General features: G+C 69.3%; 19 protein-coding genes. 17 read left to right on the forward strand and 2 right to left on the reverse strand.

What is annotated here, in order from left to right; translation table 11 throughout:
* Positions 1 to 76: 76 nt before the first annotated feature.
* Genes ACVFYP_RS06435 through ACVFYP_RS06460 form a run of 6 tightly spaced genes read left to right on the forward strand, consistent with a single transcriptional unit; the run spans position 77 to position 6,079 of the window.
* Positions 77 to 1,624 carry an ABC transporter substrate-binding protein gene (locus ACVFYP_RS06435; protein WP_499199293.1) on the forward strand — a complete coding sequence of 516 codons (1,548 nt, stop codon included), beginning with the start codon at positions 77 to 79 and terminating at the stop codon, positions 1,622 to 1,624.
* A complete protein-coding gene (locus ACVFYP_RS06440) occupies positions 1,624 to 2,565 on the forward strand; it encodes an ABC transporter permease (protein ID WP_499199294.1) in 942 nt (313 codons plus the stop codon). Before ACVFYP_RS06435 ends, ACVFYP_RS06440 begins: the two co-directional genes overlap by 1 nt.
* Complete coding sequence (locus ACVFYP_RS06445; RefSeq protein ID WP_499199295.1) at positions 2,562 to 3,473, forward strand: ABC transporter permease; 912 nt, start codon at positions 2,562 to 2,564, stop codon at positions 3,471 to 3,473. Before ACVFYP_RS06440 ends, ACVFYP_RS06445 begins: the two co-directional genes overlap by 4 nt.
* Positions 3,466 to 4,431: an ABC transporter ATP-binding protein gene (locus tag ACVFYP_RS06450; protein ID WP_499199296.1), complete on the forward strand. Its 966-nt coding sequence runs from the start codon at positions 3,466 to 3,468 to the stop codon at positions 4,429 to 4,431. Before ACVFYP_RS06445 ends, ACVFYP_RS06450 begins: the two co-directional genes overlap by 8 nt.
* Entirely contained in the window at positions 4,428 to 5,393 is a 966-nt protein-coding gene (locus tag ACVFYP_RS06455; protein WP_499199297.1) for an ABC transporter ATP-binding protein, read from the forward strand. The genes ACVFYP_RS06450 and ACVFYP_RS06455 overlap by 4 nt, the downstream gene beginning before the upstream one ends.
* Entirely contained in the window at positions 5,393 to 6,079 is a 687-nt protein-coding gene (locus ACVFYP_RS06460) for a glutathione S-transferase N-terminal domain-containing protein (protein ID WP_499199298.1), read from the forward strand. The genes ACVFYP_RS06455 and ACVFYP_RS06460 overlap by 1 nt, the downstream gene beginning before the upstream one ends.
* 1 nt (position 6,080) lies before the next feature.
* Here the strand turns inward: ACVFYP_RS06460 and ACVFYP_RS06465 are convergent, their stop codons facing one another.
* On the reverse strand, positions 6,081 to 7,046 hold the full coding sequence (locus ACVFYP_RS06465; RefSeq protein WP_499199299.1) for a Bug family tripartite tricarboxylate transporter substrate binding protein: 966 nt from the start codon (positions 7,044 to 7,046) through the stop codon (positions 6,081 to 6,083).
* 16 nt (positions 7,047 to 7,062) lie between these two features.
* Positions 7,063 to 8,574, reverse strand: coding sequence for an ABC transporter substrate-binding protein (locus ACVFYP_RS06470; protein WP_499199300.1), 1,512 nt, complete (start codon positions 8,572 to 8,574; stop codon positions 7,063 to 7,065).
* 60 nt (positions 8,575 to 8,634) lie between these two features.
* Here ACVFYP_RS06470 and ACVFYP_RS06475 point away from each other — a divergent pair, with 60 nt between their 5' ends.
* The 11 genes from ACVFYP_RS06475 (at position 8,635) to ACVFYP_RS06525 (ending at position 19,673) form a co-directional block, all read left to right on the forward strand.
* A complete protein-coding gene (locus ACVFYP_RS06475; protein WP_499199301.1) occupies positions 8,635 to 9,771 on the forward strand; it encodes an NAD(P)/FAD-dependent oxidoreductase in 1,137 nt (378 codons plus the stop codon).
* On the forward strand, positions 9,755 to 10,051 hold the full coding sequence (locus ACVFYP_RS06480) for a (2Fe-2S)-binding protein (RefSeq protein WP_499199302.1): 297 nt from the start codon (positions 9,755 to 9,757) through the stop codon (positions 10,049 to 10,051). The genes ACVFYP_RS06475 and ACVFYP_RS06480 overlap by 17 nt, the downstream gene beginning before the upstream one ends.
* A complete protein-coding gene (locus ACVFYP_RS06485) occupies positions 10,048 to 11,445 on the forward strand; it encodes an FAD/NAD(P)-dependent oxidoreductase (protein ID WP_499199303.1) in 1,398 nt (465 codons plus the stop codon). Before ACVFYP_RS06480 ends, ACVFYP_RS06485 begins: the two co-directional genes overlap by 4 nt.
* Positions 11,446 to 11,488: 43 nt before the next feature.
* A complete protein-coding gene (locus tag ACVFYP_RS06490; RefSeq protein ID WP_499199304.1) occupies positions 11,489 to 12,604 on the forward strand; it encodes an NAD(P)/FAD-dependent oxidoreductase in 1,116 nt (371 codons plus the stop codon).
* Between the two features lie 33 nt (positions 12,605 to 12,637).
* Positions 12,638 to 13,621, forward strand: coding sequence for an ABC transporter ATP-binding protein (locus ACVFYP_RS06495; protein ID WP_499199305.1), 984 nt, complete (start codon positions 12,638 to 12,640; stop codon positions 13,619 to 13,621).
* 19 nt (positions 13,622 to 13,640) lie between these two features.
* Positions 13,641 to 14,306 (forward strand): SDR family NAD(P)-dependent oxidoreductase, encoded by a 666-nt coding sequence (locus ACVFYP_RS06500; RefSeq protein ID WP_499199306.1) that lies wholly within the window; start codon positions 13,641 to 13,643, stop codon positions 14,304 to 14,306.
* Complete coding sequence (locus ACVFYP_RS06505) at positions 14,303 to 14,578, forward strand: (2Fe-2S)-binding protein (protein ID WP_499199307.1); 276 nt, start codon at positions 14,303 to 14,305, stop codon at positions 14,576 to 14,578. The genes ACVFYP_RS06500 and ACVFYP_RS06505 overlap by 4 nt, the downstream gene beginning before the upstream one ends.
* Entirely contained in the window at positions 14,575 to 15,933 is a 1,359-nt protein-coding gene (locus tag ACVFYP_RS06510) for an FAD/NAD(P)-dependent oxidoreductase (protein WP_499199308.1), read from the forward strand. Before ACVFYP_RS06505 ends, ACVFYP_RS06510 begins: the two co-directional genes overlap by 4 nt.
* Entirely contained in the window at positions 15,933 to 17,051 is a 1,119-nt protein-coding gene (locus tag ACVFYP_RS06515) for an NAD(P)/FAD-dependent oxidoreductase (RefSeq protein ID WP_499199309.1), read from the forward strand. Before ACVFYP_RS06510 ends, ACVFYP_RS06515 begins: the two co-directional genes overlap by 1 nt.
* 32 nt (positions 17,052 to 17,083) lie before the next feature.
* Positions 17,084 to 18,643 (forward strand): ABC transporter substrate-binding protein, encoded by a 1,560-nt coding sequence (locus tag ACVFYP_RS06520; protein ID WP_499199310.1) that lies wholly within the window; start codon positions 17,084 to 17,086, stop codon positions 18,641 to 18,643.
* Positions 18,644 to 18,731: 88 nt separating this feature from the next.
* Positions 18,732 to 19,673, forward strand: a complete 942-nt coding sequence (locus ACVFYP_RS06525; protein WP_499199311.1) for an ABC transporter permease — start codon at positions 18,732 to 18,734, stop codon at positions 19,671 to 19,673.
* Positions 19,674 to 19,720: the final 47 nt, after the last annotated feature.

Raw genomic sequence — 19,720 nt, forward strand, 5'->3', positions numbered from 1 at the left:
TGTTTCAGGGGTTGCCGCAGTGCACAGCTTGCGTCCATGCTTGTTGCAAGGGTTCATCAACAGAGGGGGCTTGGCGATGGATGGGATGTTCGGGCGGCGCGCCGCCATGTCGGGCCTGGCCGGAATTCTGGCCGCGGCATCCTTGCCGCGCAGTGCTGGCGCGCAGCCGCGCGGCACGGTCACGGCCTCCCTGCTCGGCAACCTGCCCAATATCCATCCCTGGCATGTCGGCAATGTAGAAACCGCCGCGGCGAATCTGCTGGCCTATTCGAACCTGCTAAAGGTGGGCGTGGATGGCACGCTGGTGCCGGACCTGGCCGTGGCGCTGCCGCAGATCACCGATGACGGGCTGAACTACACCTTCGAGCTGCGCCGCGACGTGCGCTTTCACAATGGCGACCGTCTGACCTCGGAAGACGTGCTCTACAGCTACGAGAAATACCTAAGCACCGGTCGCCGCCGCGGGAATCTGCGCCGCTTCATCGGCGATGTGCAGAAGGATGGCGACTATGTCGTCAAGGTCTCGCTGAAGGAGCCCTGGGTCGGCTGGATGCGGCTGATGGGCTACGAGGCCGCCATCGTCCGCCGCGGCAGCGACGTAACGAATGAGAGCGGGACGGGCGAGAACCTGTATCGTGGCAGCCGCATGGCCGGCAGCGGCCCCTTCATCCCGAAGAGCTTCCAGGCCGATGTCGGCGTCGAGTTCGAGGCCTTCTCCGATTACTTTGGCGGCGCCCCGGCGACGCAGGCCATCAAGCTGGTGCGGATTCCGGATGCGGCGACGCAGCTGGCGAATCTGCGCACCGGCAGCGTCGACATCATCTCCAACTGCCCGCCGAAGGACTTTGCCGCCGTCAGCCGGGAGCGCGGTTTTGGCGGCGCGGTGCGGCCCTCCGCCGGCATCTTCTACATGCCGATGAATGTGGCGAAGGCGCCCTTCGACAATATCCATCTGCGCCGCGCCGTCTCCTGCGCCGTGGACCGTGACTATATCTGCGAGGAAATCTATTCCGGCCTGGTCACCGCCAGCGCGCTGCCGGCCACGCCGACTGAGTTCTGGTACGAGGAAGACCTGGCGAAGCAGCTCGCCTACGATCCGGACCGCGCGAAGTTCCACCTGCGCGCCGCGGGCATGCCGCGCGGCTTCGCCTTCGAGGCGATCGTGCCGGTGCCTTCCGCCTATGTGGAGGCGCGGGAGGCGGCGGTGGTGATGCAGGCGAATCTCGCCGAGGTCGGCATCCGCATGAACATCCGCCAGACCGACTTTGTCAGCATGTATCGCAGCGCGCAAAACGGCGACTGGCAGGCCTTCCCGCATCCGTCCATGCAGTCCTCGGTTGAGGACTATCTGATCTGGAACAACTACCACAAGGACGGCAACCAGGCGCAGTGGATGGGCTATCGCAACCCGGCCTATGACACCGCGGTGATGGAGAGCTTCCGCTACCTGGATGAAGCACGGAAGAAGCCGGCGCTGCGCAAGGTCTCCGAGATTCTCGTCGATCATTGCCCGGCGCTCTGGATCGGGCGGCTCAACGCCTATCACCTGTGGCGCTCGGATATTTCCGGCTTCGGGCCGCGCTACTCCTATTTCATGGACCTGACGTCCGCCAAGAAGGGCTGATGGCGAACTTTCTTCTCGGTCGCGCGGCGACGTTGGCGCTGGTGCTGTTCGGCGCCAGCGTGCTGATCTTCCTGGTGGTCCGCGCGCTGCCGGGCGATCCGGCTATCGCGATGATGACCAGCAACGCCACGCCCGCCGAGATCCAGGCGATGCGGGAGGCGATCGGCCTGCATCTGCCGCTCTGGCAGCAGTACTTTGGCTGGGTCGGCGGCGCGGTCACCGGCGATCTCGGGCGATCCTTCATGTATTCGAACGGCGTCGCCGCGCTGATCGCGGAACGCTTCCCGGTGACGCTGCATGTCTCGCTGGTGGCGCTGGTGATCGCCATGGCGATCGCGATTCCGGCTGGCGTGCTCTCCGCCCGCTACAAGGGCGGGCCGATCGACCACCTGTTTCGCGTGGTCGCCATGATCGGCATCTCCATGCCGGTCTTCTGGCAGGGGCTGCTGAGCATCCTGCTCTTCGCCGTGATTCTGGGCTGGCTGCCTCCGGGCGGCTACCAGCCGCTGAGTGCCGGCATCGGCCTGTCCACGGCGCATATCATCCTGCCCGCTTTCGCGCTCGGCACCGCCTATGCGGCGACCATCACCCGGATGCTGCGCTCCTCCATGCTCGATGTGCTGGGGCGGGAGCATATTGCCGTGGCCCGCGCCCATGGCGTGCCGGAACGCACCATCATCTGGACCGACGCCTTCCGGAATGCGCTGATCCCCACCCTGACGGCGGCCGGCTTCTCCTTCGGCTATCTGCTGGCGGGCGCCGTGCTGACGGAGGTGATCTTCAACCTGCCGGGCATGGGGCGGCTGCTGTATGAAAGCATCCTGTCGCGCGACTATCCGTTGGTGCAGGGGCTGGTGCTGCTGAACGTCACGCTCTTCGTGCTGATCAACTTCGGCATGGATGCGCTCTACGCCATTCTCGACCCCCGGATTCGCCGATGAGCGCGACGCTGGCCGCACCGCGGCGCCCGAACCGGCTGTGGATGGTGATGAAGCGCGACCCGCTCGCGCTCGCCGCCTTCGTCTTCCTGCTGCTGCTGGTGGTCATCGCCATCTTCCCGGAGCAGATCGCGCAGTTCCTGCCCAACCGCCCCTCCCGCCTGCGCCTTCGGCCGCCGGATACCACCTTCTGGTTCGGCACCGACCAGTTCGGCCGTGACATTTTTGCGCGCTGTGTGCATGCGACACGGGTTTCGCTGACGGTGGGGCTGACCACGGTGGGCATCGCCGTGGCCATTGGCGTGCCGCTGGGCGCCATCGCGGCCTTCCGCAGCCCAGGCTTCACGGACTCCGCCATCATGCGGGTGATGGACGTGCTGATGGCTTTTCCGCCGATTGTGCTGGCCATCGCGGTGGTCGCCGCACTCGGCACCCAGGACCTGGAACTCGGGCCGCTGGTCATTCCGCACATCATGAAGGTGATGGTGGTGATCGGGCTGCTCAACGCGCCTAAGGTCGCCCGCATCGTCCGCGCCGCCGTGCTGGTGGAACGGAACGAGCAATATGTCATGGCGGAGCGTGCGGTGGGCGCCAGCGAGACGCGCATCCTGTTCCGCGACGTGCTGCGCAACTGCGTCTCCCCGGTCGCGGTTTTCGCGACCTTGCTGGTGGCGACCAGCATTCTGACAGAGGCCTCGCTCTCCTTCCTCGGCCTCGGCATCCAGCCGCCCGAACCCAGCTGGGGCGGCATGCTGGCGGATAGCCGCACCTATGTGATGTCCGGCCAATGGTGGCTGACCATCTTTCCCGGCCTGCTGATCTTCCTCACCGTCGTCGCCTTCAACCTGGCCGGCGACCTGCTGCGGGATGTGATGGACCCGGCGCAACTGACGCGGCGTGGCGATGCCTGAGATGCTTTTCGAAGTGCGAGACCTTGTCACGCGATTCCGCAGCGAGGGCGGCGAGATCCGGCCCTCCCGCGGCGTCTCCTTCCACATCGCGGCGGGGGAGGTGCTGGGGTTGGTGGGCGAATCCGGTTCCGGCAAGTCGGTCACCGCCCGCGCCTCCATCCGCCTGCAACAGCCGGAAAGCGCTACCATCGGTGGCGAGCTTCTGTTCCGCGGCCAGGATTTGCGGAAGCTGGATGCCGAGGCGCTGCGCGCCCTGCGCGCGAAGCAGATCGCCATGGTGGTGCAGGACCCCGCCGCTGCGCTGAACCCGGTGATGACCATCGGCGACCAGTTGACGCGCATTCACCGCCTGCATGGCGGCACGGAAGACGCGGCGCGGGAGGCGGCGCTGGTGCTGCTGCGGCGGATGCGGATCGCGGAGCCCGAAAGCCGGCTCTCGGCTTATCCGCACCAGCTTTCGGGCGGCATGCGCCAGCGCGTGCTGATCGCGCTCGCGCTGATCTGCCGTCCCTCCCTGCTGATCGCGGATGAGCCCACCACGGCGCTGGATGTGACGGTGGAGGCCGAGATCCTGGCGCTGCTGGACGAGCTGCGGCGCGAGCTCGGCATGGCCATGCTGATGATCTCCCACAACCTGTCGGTCATCGGCCGCATCTGCGACCGCGTCGCGGTGATGTATGCCGGGCGCATCATGGAGGAGGGGCCGACCCAGGCCCTTCTGACCACGCCGCGCCACCCCTATACCCGCGCACTGCTGGCCTCCGTGCCGCGCGGCACCAAGCGCGATGGCCCGCTGCCGGCGATTCCCGGGGAGCCACCGGACCTCGCCCGCCTGCCACCCGGCTGCCCCTTCCAGGCCCGCTGCCCCGGCGCCGAGGCTCGCTGCACGGAGGATCAGCCGCTGCGCGGCCTCGCCCCCGGCCGCAAGGCCGCCTGCTGGCGCGCGGAGGCCGCATGATCCCGCCCTTGCTGACGCTGGAAGGCGTTTCCCGCCACTACGCCACCAAGCCTTCAGTGCTCGGTCGGCTGCTGCCGAACCAGCCGGTGGTGCGCGCCGTGCAGGATGTCTCGTTGAGCATCGCCCGCACCGAGATCCTCGGCCTGGTGGGGGAAAGCGGGTCGGGCAAATCCACCCTGGGCCGCGTGGCGCTGGCGCTGGAACCGCCGACCAGCGGCACCGTGCTGTTCAACGGCGCGCCACCAGCCGCCGACCTTCCCGGCTTCCGCCGCCGCGCGCAGATGGTGTTCCAGGACCCGCAAAGCTCGCTGAACCGGTCGCTGACCATCGAGCGCATCCTGGAATCGCCGCTGGTCGTCCATCGCTTCGGCAATGCCGCCGCGCGCCGCGCCCGCATCGCCCAATTGCTGGAAACGGTGGGGCTGCGCGCCGACATGATGCGCCGCTACCCGCATGAATTGTCGGGCGGCCAGCGCCAGCGTGTCGGCATCGCCCGCGCGCTCGCCATCGAACCCGCCTTCATCGTGCTGGACGAGCCGACCAGCGCGCTGGATGTCTCGATCCAGGCGCAGGTGGTGAACCTGCTGGTGGAATTGCAGCAGCGCCTGTCGCTGACCTATCTGTTCATCAGCCACGACCTGCGGCTGGTGCGCTGGCTCTGTGACCGGATCGCGGTGATGTATCTCGGCCGCATCGTCGAGATCGGCCCGGCCGAGGCGCTGTGGAACGCACCGCGCCATCCCTACACGAAGGCGCTGCTCACCGCCGTGACGGCGGAGACGCTTGTGCCGCCGGAGGCTGCCGGCGACGTGCCAAGCCCGATCCGCCCACCCCCCGGCTGCGCCTTCCACCCGCGCTGCCCCGCCGCCGGCCCGCGTTGTTCGCGGGAGGCGCCGCGCGATGTGGCCACGCCCGAAGGCGCCACGGTCGCCTGCCATCTGCATGACGGAGGAGTGGCCTGATGAAGCTCATCATCGGCGGCAAATGGTCCTCCACCTGGACCATGCGCGGCTGGCTGGCCTGCAAGCTGTCCGGCATTGATTTCGAGACGGAGACGCTGCTGCTGTCGCGCGACGACAGCAAGGCGAAGCTGGCCGCCATCTCTCCCACCGGCCTGATCCCCATCCTGTTCGATGGGAACCTCGCCATCACCGACACCTGGGCCATCGCCGAATATCTGTGGGAGAAGGCGCCGGGCTGCGACATCTGGCCCGCCGATCTTCCTGCGCGCACGGCGGCCCGCGCCTCGGCGGGGGAAATGCATGCGCATTTCGTCGAGCTGCGGGCGGCGATGCCGATGAACCTCGTGAAGCGCTGGCCCATCGCGAATGGCGTGCCGAGCAACGCCAAGCTGCTCGGCCGACCCGGCGTCGCGCCGCAGGTGGCGCGCGTGCAGGAAAGCTGGCGGCAGACCCGCGCGTTGCATGGCGCCGGCGGTCCCTATCTGTTCGGCGCGCGCTTCAATTTCGCCGATGCGATGTGGGCGCCCATGGCCAGCCGCTTCCGCACCTATTCCGTGCCGCTGACGCCGGAAGCCCAGGCCTATGCCGATGCCGTGCTGGCGCATCCCTTCGTCGCCGAATGGGTGGCGGGGGCCGAGGCGCAGGCCCGGGAAATCGGCATCGAAGCCTGCCGCGCCTTTCCCTGAATTATATCACCCGCGCCCCGGAAACCCGCACCGCCTCGCCCCATTTCTCACGTTCCATGGTCAGATGGCGTTCCAACTGTGCCGGGGTGCCGCCGGCCGGTTCGGCGCCCACTTCCAGCAGCCTCCGGCGCAGGATCGGGGTCAGCAGGGCGGCGTTGGCGGCCCAGTTCATCATCAGCACCGCCTCCTCCGGCACCGCGGCCGGATATACCAGGCAGGTCCAGGACGCGTAGTCGAAATCGGCCACGCCTTCCTCCTGCAAGGTAGGGACCTCGGGCAGGCCGGGCCAGCGCTGGGCCGTGGTGACGGCCAGGGGAAAGACCGCCTCGTCATCGATGAAGCCGGCGGCGCTGGCCAGGCTTTCCACCGCGAACTGCACCTGGCCCGCCAGCAAGGCCTGAAGCGAGGGGCCGGCGCCGCGGAAGGGAATGTGCAGCAGACTCGGCAGGCCCAGCCGCGCCTTCAGCACCTCCATCGCCATATGTCCGCCGCTGCCGGGTCCCGCGCTGGAATAATTCAGCCGCTCCCCACTGCGCGCCGTCATCAGCAGATGCGCGAGGTTGCGCTCGGCCCGACGCGGTCCGGCGAGGAGCGCCATCGGGTTCGTGGTCACCAGGGCCACCGGCGCGAATTCCGTCTCCGCGTCATAGGTCATGGTTCGGAACAGGAAGGGGTTCACCACCAGCGGGCCGGGCGAGGCGAGCATCATGGCGTGCCCATCCGGCTCACTGCGCGTCAAAGCCTCAGCGCCGATATTGCCGCCGGCGCCGCTGCGGTTCTCGACGATGATGGAGACGCCGACCAGGGGTTCCATTTTCCAGGCCAGCAGCCGCGCCGTCAGATCCAGCGCGCCGCCGGGGGCGAAGGGCACGATCAGCCGCATTGGCCGGGTTGGCCGCCAGCCAGGGCGGGCCTGGGCGATGGCGGGGGCCGCCAGGGCGGCGGCCAGAAGACTTCGACGCCGCATGTCTACTCCAGTCGGACTACTCCAATCGGGTGGCCGCCGTGATGGCCGGGCCCAGATTGAGCGCGCCCTCCAGCCGGTAGCCCAGGTTCAGGCTGGCCCGGCGCACCCAGACCTGCTTCAGATCGAACAACGGCAGGCTGCAACCGGCCTCCATCACCTTGCGCTGCGCGGTGGCCCAGAGCGCCATCTGCTTCGCCTCATCCGGCTCCGCCCGCGCCGCGTCGATCTCGGCATCCGCGGCGCTGCAATGGGCGAAGTTCAGCGACATGGTCGGCCGCCCCGGGGCGCTGCGGGAGTGATAGAACTGGCTCAGATAGCTGTCCGCCACCGGATAGCGCGCGGCGCCGTAGAAGGTGAACTGCGACAGGTCCTGCCGGATGCGGGCGTGGTAGGTCGCATGTTCCACAACATCCATCTCCAGCCGGATATTGGCGCGGCGCAGTTGCGCCTGCACCACCTCCATGATCGGCAATTGCGCGGAGTTTGAGGAGACGACGGCGCGGATGGTAACGCCATTGGGATGACCCGCTTCGGTCAGCAGGGCGCGGGCGCGCGCCAGGTCATGCGGGAAGCGCGGGATATCCTCGGTCGCGCCGAGATAGCCCGGCGGCACCGGGCTGGCCCAGGGGGTCGCCACATCCAGCCCGACGAAGCGCGCGATGCCCGGCGCGTCGATCGCATGCTGCACGGCGCGGCGCACGCGGCCATCATTCAGCGGCGCGCTGCGGCTGCTGATCAACAGGGTGCGGAATTCACCGGGGGAGAACACCTCCACCATCGTATTGGCATGCGCCCGCATCCGTTCCACCCAGCGCTGCTCGCGCCGGCCGATGAAGAGGTCCAGCTCGCCGGCCGTGAAGGCCAGTTCGCGCGTGGCGTCGGAGGTGATGAAGCGCAGCTCGATGGCGCGGATCTGCGGCCGGCCGCGCCAATGGCCGTCAAAGGCCACCATGCGCGCCATGCCGCCGCCGGCGCGTTCCAGGCGGAAGGGTCCGGTGCCCGGCTGCTGCCCGCCCGCATCAGCGCGGCGGGAGACGATCATGCCGCCATGGTAATTGGCGAAAAGGCCCAGCGCGCCGGCCACGGTTTCCCGCAACCTGACGCGCACCGTCATCGGGTCCACCACCTCGATGGCGGAGATGGCGCTGTAGTCGCTGGCAAAGGCGCTGCGGGCGCTGTCCGCGGCGCGGCGCAGGGAAAACACGACATCCTCCGCCTCCAGCGGGTTCCCATCGTGGAAGCGCACGCCAGGGCGCAGGCGGAAGGTGTAGGTCAGGCCGTCGGCGGAACGGGTAAAGCTTTCGGCCAGGTCGGGCTCCAGCTTGGCCGGGTCGGCGGAACCGGGCGGGAAACGCACCAGCCCGTCATAGCCCCAGGCGAGCGGCGCCTTGTCCTGCGTCGCGCTGGCGCGGTGCGGATCCGTGGTGCCCATATCCTGCGCGATCAGCCCGACACGCAGCGTCTGCGCTTGTGCGGCCGCCGCCGGCAGTGCGAGGGCCAGCGCGGCCACCATCATTTTGCGGAGCATTGTCCTGTCCTTCGCCTTCCCGTCTTGCAGGATGGGGCCGGTCGGGTCAGGCTCGCAAGCATGTCATCCCAGGACAGCTTCGACGTCGCGATCATCGGTGGCGGCATGGTCGGTTCCGCCATCGGCTTCGGCTGCGCGGAACGTGGCGCGCGCGTCGCCATGCTGGATGAGGGCGATGTGGCCCTGCGCGCGGCGCGGGGCAATTTCGGCCTGGTCTGGTCGCAATCCAAGGGCGACGGCATGCCGGCCTATGCCGCCTGGACACGGCAGAGCGTGGCGCTGTGGCCGGCGCTGGCCGAGCGCGCCTCCGTCCTGGCGGGGCGGGATGTGCAGTATCGCGCGGTGGGCGGGCTGACCTTCTGCCTGGACGAGGCGGAATTCGCCGCGCGCCAGCTTTTCGTGCAGCGCATGCACAACCAGGGCCAGGAAGGCCTGCAGATGCTCGACCGGCAGCAGTTGCGGGAACTGATGCCGGGCTGCCCGCTGGGGCCGGAAGTGCAGGGCGCCAGCTACCAGCCGGCGGATGGGCATGTCGATCCGCTGACGCTGTTGCGCGGATTGCAGGCCGGCATGCGCGCGGCCGGCGGGGTGCATCTGCCGGGCGCATCGGTGGAATCCATTACGCCCATCGCGGAGGGCTATCGCATCACCCGCGCCGATGGCAGCGAGGTGGCGGCGCGGCGCATCGTCATCGCCGCCGGGGTGATGACCTCGCCATTGGCCAAGATGGTCGGGTTGGATGTGCCGGTGCGGCCGGTGCGGGGGCAGAACATCGTCACCGAGAGGCTGGCGCCGCTGCTGCCCCTGCCGGCAAGCGCCATCCGTCAGACCGGCGATGGCACGGTGCAGATCGGCGTGACCAGCGAGGATGATGGCAGCTTCGAAACCGCGACGACCACCGCGGCCCTGTCCCGCATGGCGGCCCGGGCGCTGCGGGTACTGCCGGTGCTGGCGCAGGCGCGCATGGTGCGAAGCTGGGCCGCGCTGCGCCCGATGACGCCGGATGGCTTCCCCGCCTATGCCGAAAGCCAGACCCATCCGGGCTGCTTCGTCGCCACCTGCCACTCCGGCGTCACGCTGGCGGCGGTGCATGCCGGCCGCCTCGCCGAGGCGGTGCTGACCGGCACGCTGCCCGACCATGCGCGCGACCTGCACCCGGACCGTTTCGTTGGGATGACCCATGTTTCGTCGCACTGAGCCCACCGACTGCACCATCGAATGGGAAGGCCGGTCGCTGCCGGCCCGCGCCGGGGAAAGCCTGGCCGTGGCGCTGCTGGCGGCGGGCGTCACCTGCTTCCGCGAAACCCCTGTGACGGGTTCAGCACGCGGGCCGCTCTGCCTGATGGGGGCCTGCTTTGACTGCCTGGTGGAGGTGGAGGGCGCGCAGAACATGCAGGCCTGCCTGACCCAGGTGACGCCGGGCATGCGGGCCGGCATCCAGCACGGCGCGCGCGGCTTTGTGGATGACGCGGCATGAGCGTCGCCGATGAATGGACCGCCGCGAAGGACGGGGCCGCGCCGGTTGCGGAGAAGGTCGATGTGCTGGTGCTGGGCGCCGGGCCGGCCGGCATGGCGGCGGCGACCGAGGCGCGCGCCCATGGCATGAGCGTTTTGGTGCTGGATGAGAATGCGGCGCCGGGCGGGCAGGTGCATCGCGCTGTGGAAGCCCGTCTGCCGGCCAAGGACGACCAGGACAAGGATGGGGCCAAGCTCGCGGCCGCCTTCCGGGCCTCCGGCGCCCAGTATCGCCCTGGCGCCACGCTCTGGGCGGTGGAGCCGGAGGGCAAGGTGTTCTGGTCCGAGGCGGGGGCGGCCAGGACCGTGCGGGCAGAGCGGCTGATCCTCTGCGCGGGCGCCACAGAGCGGCCCTTGCCGATCCCGGGCTGGACCCTGCCGGGGGTGATGAGTGTCGGCGCGGCGCAGATTGCCTTGAAGACCTCCGGGCTGGTGCCGGAGGGGGCGGTCTGGCTGGCGGGGCAGGGGCCGCTGCTCTGGCTCTATGCGGTGCAGGCGCTGGCCAAGGGCGGCAAGATCGCGGGGATCGTCGATCTCTCGCCGCCGGGCGGGTTGCAGCGGGCGCGGCCGCATCTGCTGCGGGCGCTCAAGGCCCCGGAATATCTCTGGCGGGGGCTGATGTGGCAGCGCCAGGTGAAGCGGGCCGTGAAGGTGATTCCAGCGCGGGAGCTGCGGGCGGAAGGCGAGGGGCGGCTGGCCCGCATCCTGGTGGATGGCGTGGCGCATCCGGCGGACCTGCTGCTGCTGCATGACGGCGTGGTGCCCAATACCCAGGTGACGCGCGCCATCGCGGGCCTGACCCATGGCTGGGACCCGGTGCAGCGCTGCTGGCGGCCGGGGCTCGACCTTTGGGGCAATACGGCGGTGGCGGGGGTGATGGTGGCCGGGGATTCCGGCGGCATTGGCGGGGCGCGCGCCGCCGCGCTGTCCGGCCGCATTGCCGCGCTGGAAGCCGCGCGCGCCCTGGGCCGCATCACCAGCGATGAGCGTGACGGCCGCGCCGGGCCGCTGCGCCTGCTGCGCGACCGCCAACTGGCGCCGCGCCTGTTCCTGGACGCGATGTTTCCCCCATTGCCGGAGGCCGCCATTCCGGACGAGACGGTGCTGTGCCGTTGCGAGGAGGTGACCGCGGGGCGGGTGCGCCAGGCGGTCGCGCTGGGCTGCCTCGGCGCCAACCAGACCAAGGCCTTCACCCGCGCGGGCATGGGGCCGTGCCAGGGGCGGATCTGTGGGCCGGCGGTGCATGGGGTGATCGCGGCGGCGCGCGGGGTGCAGGGCGGCGAGGTGGACCCGTTCCGCACCCGCTTCCCCACCAAGCCGCTGACGCTGGGCGAATTGGCGGCGCTGGCGGGATGAGCCCGGCGCCGGCTTCCTGGCGGCTCGCCGCAAGGCGCCACCCATGAGAAAGGCCCTCGTCATCGGCGGTGGGCTGCATGGCCTCTCCACCGCGCTGCATCTCGCCCGCACCCCCGGCTGGCAGGTCACCCTGCTCGAACGCCGCCATGTCGGGCGGCATTCCAGCGGGGTGAATGCCGGCGGGGTGCGCCGCCTTGGCCGGGCGCTGCCGGAGATCGCGCTCTCGGTCGTCGCGGCGGAGATGTGGGCGAGCATCTCCGCTTTGGTCGGCGATGACTGCGGCTTCCGTGCCACCGGCCAGGTGAAGGTGGCCGAAAGCCCCGCCGACATGGCGAAGAACGAGGCCCGCGTCGCCCAGGTCCGCGCCCTCGGCTGGACGCATGAGGAGGTGGTGGACCAGGCGGAGGTCCGCCGCCTGCTGCCCGCCGTCAGCCAGCATGTGGTGGGCGCGATCGTGACGCGGGATGACGGCTCGGCCGACCCGATGCGCACCGTCATGGCCTTTCGCCGCGCCGCCGAACAGGCAGGGGTGACGATCATCGAGGGGGTGGCCGTCACGGGCCTGGAGGCCACCGCCGAGGGCACCATCCGCGTCGACACCGACCAGGGACCCTATGAGGCCGAGCGCGTCGCCAATTGCGCCGGCGCCTGGGCGCCCGACCTCGCCGCGCTGGCCGGGGAGGTCATTCCCTGCGGCACCAAGGCCAGCATGATGATCGTGACGGAGCGGCTGCCGCCCTTCGTCGACCCCACCGTGGGGGCCACCGCCCGGGCGCTGTCCTTCAAGCAGACCGCGGCCGGCACGGTGGTGATCGGTGGCGGCCATCAGGGCCGCAACGACAAGGCGGCGGAGACCTCCACCGTGCTGTTCGGCAGCCTGGCCCATGCGGCGCGGATCGCCGCCGAAATCTTCCCCTGCGTCGCCCAGGCCCGCATCGTGCGAAGCTGGACGGGGACAGAGGCGCGGCCGCCTGATGACATGCCGGTGATCGGCGAAAGCCGCACGCTGCCTGGCCTGTTCCATTCCTTCGGCTTCTCCGGCCACGGCTTCCAGCTTTCGCCCGCCGCCGGCGCGGCGGTGGCGGAGCTGATGGCGCGCGGTGCCACCAACCTGCCCGTGGCACCCTTTACCCAGGACCGCTTCGCCGTTCCAGCTTGATGCCGCGCGCCGGCTGGCGCAGGCTGACCGACGATGACGAAACCTGCCCTCGAACTGGTCGGCCTCCGCACCGAATTCCGCATCGGCGGGCGCTGGCATCCCGCGGTGCGCGACCTGTCGCTCACCCTCATGCGCGATGAGACTTTGGCACTGGTCGGCGAAAGCGGCTGTGGCAAGTCCGTCACCGCCTTGTCGGTGATGGGGCTGGTGCAGCCGCCCTTCGGCCGCGTCGCCGCCGGGCAGATTTTGCTGGATGGGCAGGAACTGGCGGGCCTGTCGGACCAGGCGCTGGAATCCGTGCGCGGCAACCGCATGGCGATGATCTTCCAGGAACCGATGACCAGCCTGAACCCGGTGATGACCGTGGGCGACCAGGTGGCGGAGGCGCTGCGCATCCATCGCGGCATGGACCGCAAGGCGGCGCGCGCCCGGGCGCTGGAACTGTTCGAGGAGGTGAAGATCCCCTCCGCCGCGCAGCGCCTGGACGAATATCCGCACCAATTCTCCGGCGGCATGCGCCAGCGCGTGATGATCGCCATCGCCCTGGCCTGCGAGCCCGCCGTGCTGCTGGCGGATGAACCGACCACGGCGCTGGATGTCACCATCCAGGCGCAGGTGCTGGGCCTGCTGGCCGATCTGCGGTCCCGCTTCGGCATGGCGGTGCTGTTCATCACGCATAATCTCGGCGTTGTGGCGCAGATCGCGGACCGCGTGGCGGTGATGTATGCGGGGGAGATCGTGGAACAGGGGCCGGTCACCGCGATCTTCGCCAATCCGCAGCACCCCTATACGCGGGCGCTGTTCTCCGCGATTCCCCGCCTCGACCAGCCCGGCCAGGCGCTGTCGGCCATTCCGGGTCGCGTGCCGCCGCTGGATGCGATGCCCGCCGGCTGCCGCTTCGCGCCGCGCTGCCCGATGGCACAGGCGGGCTGCGAGCGGGAACAGGTTCTGGCGGAGGTCGCGCCCGCCCATGCGGCGCGCTGCCATGTGGCAACAGGGGCCCTGGCCTATGCTTGATCCCGTTGGGCGCGTTGTTTTGATCACTGGCGGCTCGCGCGGCATCGGGCGGGAAGTGCTGCGGCGGCTGCATGGCTCCGGCTGGCTCATCAGCGCGGGCATTCGCAGCGCCGGCAAGCTCACGGCCGGGCCGGATCTGATGCTGCATCGCTGGGATGCAGAGGATGCCGGCAGCGCGGAGGCGTGGGTGGCCGCCACCATCGCCCGCTTCGGCCGCATCGACGCGGTGGTGAACGCCGCCGGCATCAACCCCATGGCCCGTCTGCTCGATGCGGATGAGACCCCGCATGACGCGATGTGGGAGGTGAATGTGAAGGCGCCGATGCGCGTCATCCGCGCCGCCTGGCCACATCTGATCGAAAGCGGGGAGGGCCGCGTGGTCAACCTCGCCTCGCTGTCTGGCAAGCGGGTGGCGAATGAGAATCTCGGCTATGCGATGAGCAAGTTTTCCGTGGTCGCCTTGACGCAGGAGGTGCGGCGCCTGGGCTGGGAACACGGCATCCGCGCCACCGCCATCTGCCCCGGCTTCGTGCAGACCGAGATGACCCTGCATGCCCGCTACCCACGGGAGGCAATGAGCCGGCCGGAGGATGTGGCGACGCTGGTGGAGATGGTGATGCGCCTGCCCAACACCGCCACGGTCGGCGAAATCAAGGTGAATTGCCGCTTCGAGGCGCTGCTGTGACAGCGGTCCGCCTGCTTGACCAGGACCGGACCGCCATCACCTTCACCGTGGATGGCGTGCAAGTCCCAGCGAAACAGGGCGACACGCTGTTGACGGCGATGCTGACGGCGGGTCTCGGCCATGTCCGCACCAGCGAATTCGGCGATGGTGGGCGGGCCGGCTTCTGCTGGATGGGCGCCTGCCAGGATTGCTGGGTTCTGGTGGTCGGGCAGGGCGTCCGCCGATCCTGCACGACGTTGGTGGAATCTGGGATCGAGGTGATCAGGCGATGAGCATTGTCGTGATTGGCGCCGGCCCTGCCGGCATCCGTGCCGTGGAACAGCTCGTGCGGGCCGGCGTCAGGCCGATCTGGATCGAGGAAGGCCCCGATGGCGGCGGCCGCATCACCCAGCGCCCACCAGCGGGTTTCACCCGCGACCATGCGGCGCTGTACGGCGCCGATGCCGGCCGCGCCAGGCGGCTGCACACGACACTGGATGCGCTGAAGGCACGCACGGATTGGCGGCCGGACACGCTGGTCTGGAACATCCGGCCGCAGGACAAGGTGCTGCATACGCTCACCAACGGCGCCGCGCAGGGGGAGGTGGCCTATGACGCGCTGATCCTCTGCACCGGGGCGATGGACCGGGTGCTGCCGCTGCCCGGCTGGACCCTGCCGGGCGTGACCACCTTGGGCGGCGCCCAGGTGGCGCTGAAGTCGCAGGGGGTGGGCATTGGCGCCAATCCCGTGCTGATCGGCACCGGGCCGCTGCTGTGGCTGACGGCACTGCAATACACCAAGGCGGGGGCAAGGCCCGCCGCCGTGCTCGACACCACGGATTTCCTGACCAAGGCCCGCTTCGGCGCCGGCATGCTCTGGAACCTGCCGACGCTGCTGCGCGGCATGGGCCTGTTCGCGCAGCTCAAGATGCGCGGCGTGAAGCTGTATGAGGACATCACGCCGTTGGCGATCGAGGGCGTGAATGGCGTCACCGCCGTGCATTGGCGCGACGCCGCCTGGAAGGAACATGTCACGCCCTGCGATGCCGTCGGCATGGGCTGGGGCCTGAAGCCGGAGGCGCAACTGGCCGACCTCGCCGGCGTGCCCTTCGACTATGACGCGACGCAGCAGAACTGGGTGCCGCGAAAGGATGCCGCCGGCCGCGCGCCGGTGGCGGGCGTCTATCTCGCCGGCGATGGCGCAGGGATCGGCGGAGTCGAGGTTGCGGAGCTCGCCGGCGCGCGCGCCGCGCTGGCGGCGCTGGCCGATGCGCGTCTGCCCTCCGACATGGCGCTGACCAAGCATCTGGATGGCCGGCTGCGGACGGAGCGGCGCTTTCGCAAGGCGCTGGAGCAGGCCTTCCCCTATCCGGCGAAGCTCGCCGCGCGGATGGAGGACAGCACCTCCGTCTGCCGCTGCGAGGTCATCACGGCGGGCGAGCTGCGCCGCGCGGCGGCGGCCGATGCGCCGGAGCTGAACCGCGCCAAGGCCTTCTCCCGCGTCGGCATGGGGCGCTGCCAGGGCCGCCTCTGCGGCACGCCGGCCGCGGCGGTGCTGGCCCGCGCCCTGTCGGTGGAAGTGCCGGAGGTCGGCCGGCTGCGTGGCCAGCCGCCGGTGAAGCCGGTTCCGCTGCAACAGGTCGGCTGATGATCCAGGCGGATGTGCTGATCGTCGGCGGTGGCGGCGCGGGCACCTCCGCGGCGCTGCATCTGGCGAAGCGTGGCGTGAAGGCGGTGCTGCTGGAGCGTGGCCTGGTCGGTGGCCAGGCCACGGGCGTGAATTATGGCGGCGTGCGCCAGCAGGGGCGCGACCCGGCCGGTATTCCGCTGGCGCGCAAATCCCGGGAAATCTGGTCGCGCATCACCGAACTCACCGGTGCGGATGTGGAATTCGACCCCTGCGGCCATCTGAAGCTGGCGCGCAGCGCGGCGGATGAGGCGGAGCTGCTGCGCTGGAACACGCTGGCGGCCGAGCACGGGCTGCGGCCGCGCATGATCGGCCGCAACGCCATCCGCGAACACTATCCGCATTTCAGCGACGTCGTCATCGCCGGCAGCCTGATGGAGGAGGATGGCTGCGCCAATCCGCGCCTGCTGGCCCCCGCCTTGGCCCGCGCGGCCCGCGCCGCCGGCGCGGATATCCGCGAGCGTCATGCGGTGACCGAAATCGCCCATGACGGCACGGATTTTCATCTCCTCGCCAACGGCACGCCCTTCTCCGCGCCTTGGCTGCTGAACTGCGCGGGCTTCTGGGGCGGTGAGATTGCGCGGCGGTTCGGTGAGGCGGTGCCGGTGGAAAAGCTGCATCCGAACATGCTGGTGACGGAGCCGCTGCCCTATTTCCTGCGCGAAAGCCTCGGCGTGGTCGGGGGCGATCTCTATCTGCGACAGATCCCGCGCGGCAACGTCATCTTCGGCGGTGGGCGTGGGGAGAGCGATGCGGGTATTACCTTCACCCGCCCGCGTCCCGAGGCGGCCTTTGGTGCGATGCAGCGTGCCATCGCGGTGATCCCGCGCCTGGCCAATGCCATGGTGATCCGCAGCTGGTCCGGCACGGATGGCGAATTGCCGGACCATTTTCCGGTGCTCGGCGCGTCCCGCACCACGCCGGGGCTGATCCACGCCTTCGGCTTTTGCGGCGAGGGGTTCCAGACGGGGCCTGGTGTCGGCGCGGTGCTGTCGGAGCTTGTGCTGGATGGCGCCACCGACGTGCCGCTGGCGGCTTTCGATATCGGGCGCTTCACGGCAGCGCAAATAGCGGTCTAAGCTCCCCGGCAAGGCAAACGGGGAATAATTTCATGCGGGGATTTCGGGCGGCGCTGCTGGGCAGCGCCTTGGCCGTGGCATCGGCTATCGGGCTCAACACGCAGGCGATGGCCCAAGGTCAGACGCTGCGCGTCGGCATGGCGGCGCAGGATGTCGGGCGGCTGGATCCGCACTTCGCCGTCTCCACCATCGACCGCGTCGTCGTCGCCTGGATGTTCAACGGGCTGGTGCGCTTCAAGCCCGGCTCCATCAACCCGGCGGAGATCGAGCCCGACCTCGCCGAGCGTTGGGAAAGCAGCAGCGACGGCAAGACCTGGACCTTCCATCTGCGCCGCGGCGTGCAGTTCCATGGCGGCTTCGGTGAGCTGACGGCGGAAGACGTCGTCTTCTCCCTGCGCAAATCCGGCACCGCCGCGACCAGCGCCTTCGCCGCCGACTACCGCGCGATCGAGACCATCGAGGCGGTAGACAGCCACACGGTGCGCATCGTGCTGCGGGAGAATATCCCGAGCCTGCTCGGCATCCTGACCAACTATTCGGGCGGCTACATCGTCTCCAAGCGCGCGGTGGAGCAGCGCGGCGAGACCTTCGTGCGCAACCCGGTCGGCACCGGCCCCTTCGCGCTGGACCGCGTGACGCCGAACCAGTCGGCGGAGCTGGTGGCGCATGCCGGCTATTTCCGCGGCGCGCCGCAGATCGCGCGGATCAGCTATCGCTTCATCCCCTCTGACGCTTCGCGCGACCTCGCTTTCCAGAATCGTGAGCTGGACCTGAATTACGGCCGCGCCGACCAGACCTGGGTGAACCGCACCCGTGCCGTGCCGAACACGGTGGTGGATGTGTTCGAGCCGGGTGAGCTCGCCATCATCAACCTCAACACCAACCAGCCGCCCTTCAACGACATCCGCATCCGCCAGGCGATGGCGCATGCGGTGAACCGGGCGGAGTTGGTGCGTTTCCGCGGCCAGGACGTGTCGCGCGAGGGGCAGTCGCTGGTCCCGCGTGGCTATCTCGGCTTCAGCGCGGATAACGGCTTGTTGCAGGCGGACCCGGCGCGGGCCCGCGCGCTGCTGGCGGAGGCCGGACATCCGAACGGCATCACCATCCGCGCCATCCACACCCAGCTGCCCGAGATGCTGAACATGATGCAGGTGGTGCAGCAGCAGCTGCGCCGCGCCGGCATCACGCTCGATTTGCAGGTGGTGGAACACGCGACCTTCCATCAGCAGATCCGCCAGGATCTGTCGCCGATGGTCTATTATTCTGCGGCGCGCTTCCCGGTGGCGGATATCTATCTGACGCAGTTCTTCCACGGCCGGTCGCGCGTCGGCACGCCGACGGCGGTGACGAATTTCTCCCATTGCAATCAGGCGGACAGCCAGATCGATGCGGCGCGCGTCAGCACGGATGTGGAGGAGCAAAAGCGCCTCTGGGCCGAGGCGCAGCGCATCCTGATGCAGAATGTCTGCGGCGTGCCGCTGATCGAAACGCTGCTGGTCTTCGCGCGGCGTGACAACCTGGAATACGGCTATGAGCTGAAGGGCTCGATGAGCCTTGGGCCGTTGATCACCGAAGCGTCGCGGCTGCGGTGAAGGACGTAACCCCCACCCCGACCAGCCTTCGGCGTCGCGGCAGCGCCGCGACCCCCCGTTTCGCAGGGGAGGGGGCAGTAGCAGTCGCATGACCGGCTTCGTCATCCGCCGCCTGCTGGCCGCGATCCCGACGCTGATCGCGGTGCTGACGCTGGTCTTCATCATCGTCCGCATCGTACCCGGCGATCCGGCGCTGGTGATCCTGGGCGATCAGGCGACGCCGGAGGCGATCGCGGCGCTGCGCACGCGGCTGGGCTTGGATCGCTCGCTCTGGGCGCAGTATTTCAGCTTCATCACCAGCGCGCTGATGGGCGATTTCGGCGTCTCCATGGTCACGGGGCGGTCGATCATGGCGGAGGTGGGGGCGGTGCTGCCGCATACCATCGACCTGACGCTCGCCTCGATGGTCTTCGGCATCGTCATCGGCGTGCCGGTCGGCATCTGGGCGGCGCTGCATCGCAATGGGGTGGTGGATGTGGCGGCGCGGGTGCTGTCGCTGCTCGGCCTGTCCTTCCCGGTCTTCGTCTCCGGCATTTTTCTGCTGCTGGCCTTCGCGCTGCATTGGCGTTGGTTCCCGGTGATCGGCAGCGCGGATCTGTCGGATTACGGCGATCGGCTGCACAAGCTGGTGTTGCCCACCGTGGCGCTCGGCCTGGTGATGGCGGCCTACATCACGCGGGTAACGCGCAGCGCCATGCTGCAATCCCTCGGCGAGGACTATATCCGCACCGCGCGCGCCAAGGGCGTGCCCTGGCGGCGTGTGGTCTGGGTGCATGGGCTGCGCAATGCCTCCATCCCCATCGTCACCGTGGTGGGCCTCTATGTCGGCATCCTGCTCGGCAATTCCGTGCTGACCGAGATCGTCTTCAACCGGCCGGGCCTGGGGAAAATCATCGTCGGCGCGCTGAACCAGCGGGACTACACGATGCTGCAGGGGCTGATGGTGATCTACTGCTTCCTGATCGTCGTGGTGAACCTCATCACCGACCTGCTCTATGGCGTGATCGACCCACGGGTGAAGGCGGAATGAGCACGGTTTGCAGGCCCTCAGACGCCGGGCGGGCCGCATCCGCGGCC

The organism is Roseomonas sp. F4, assembly GCF_053891155.1.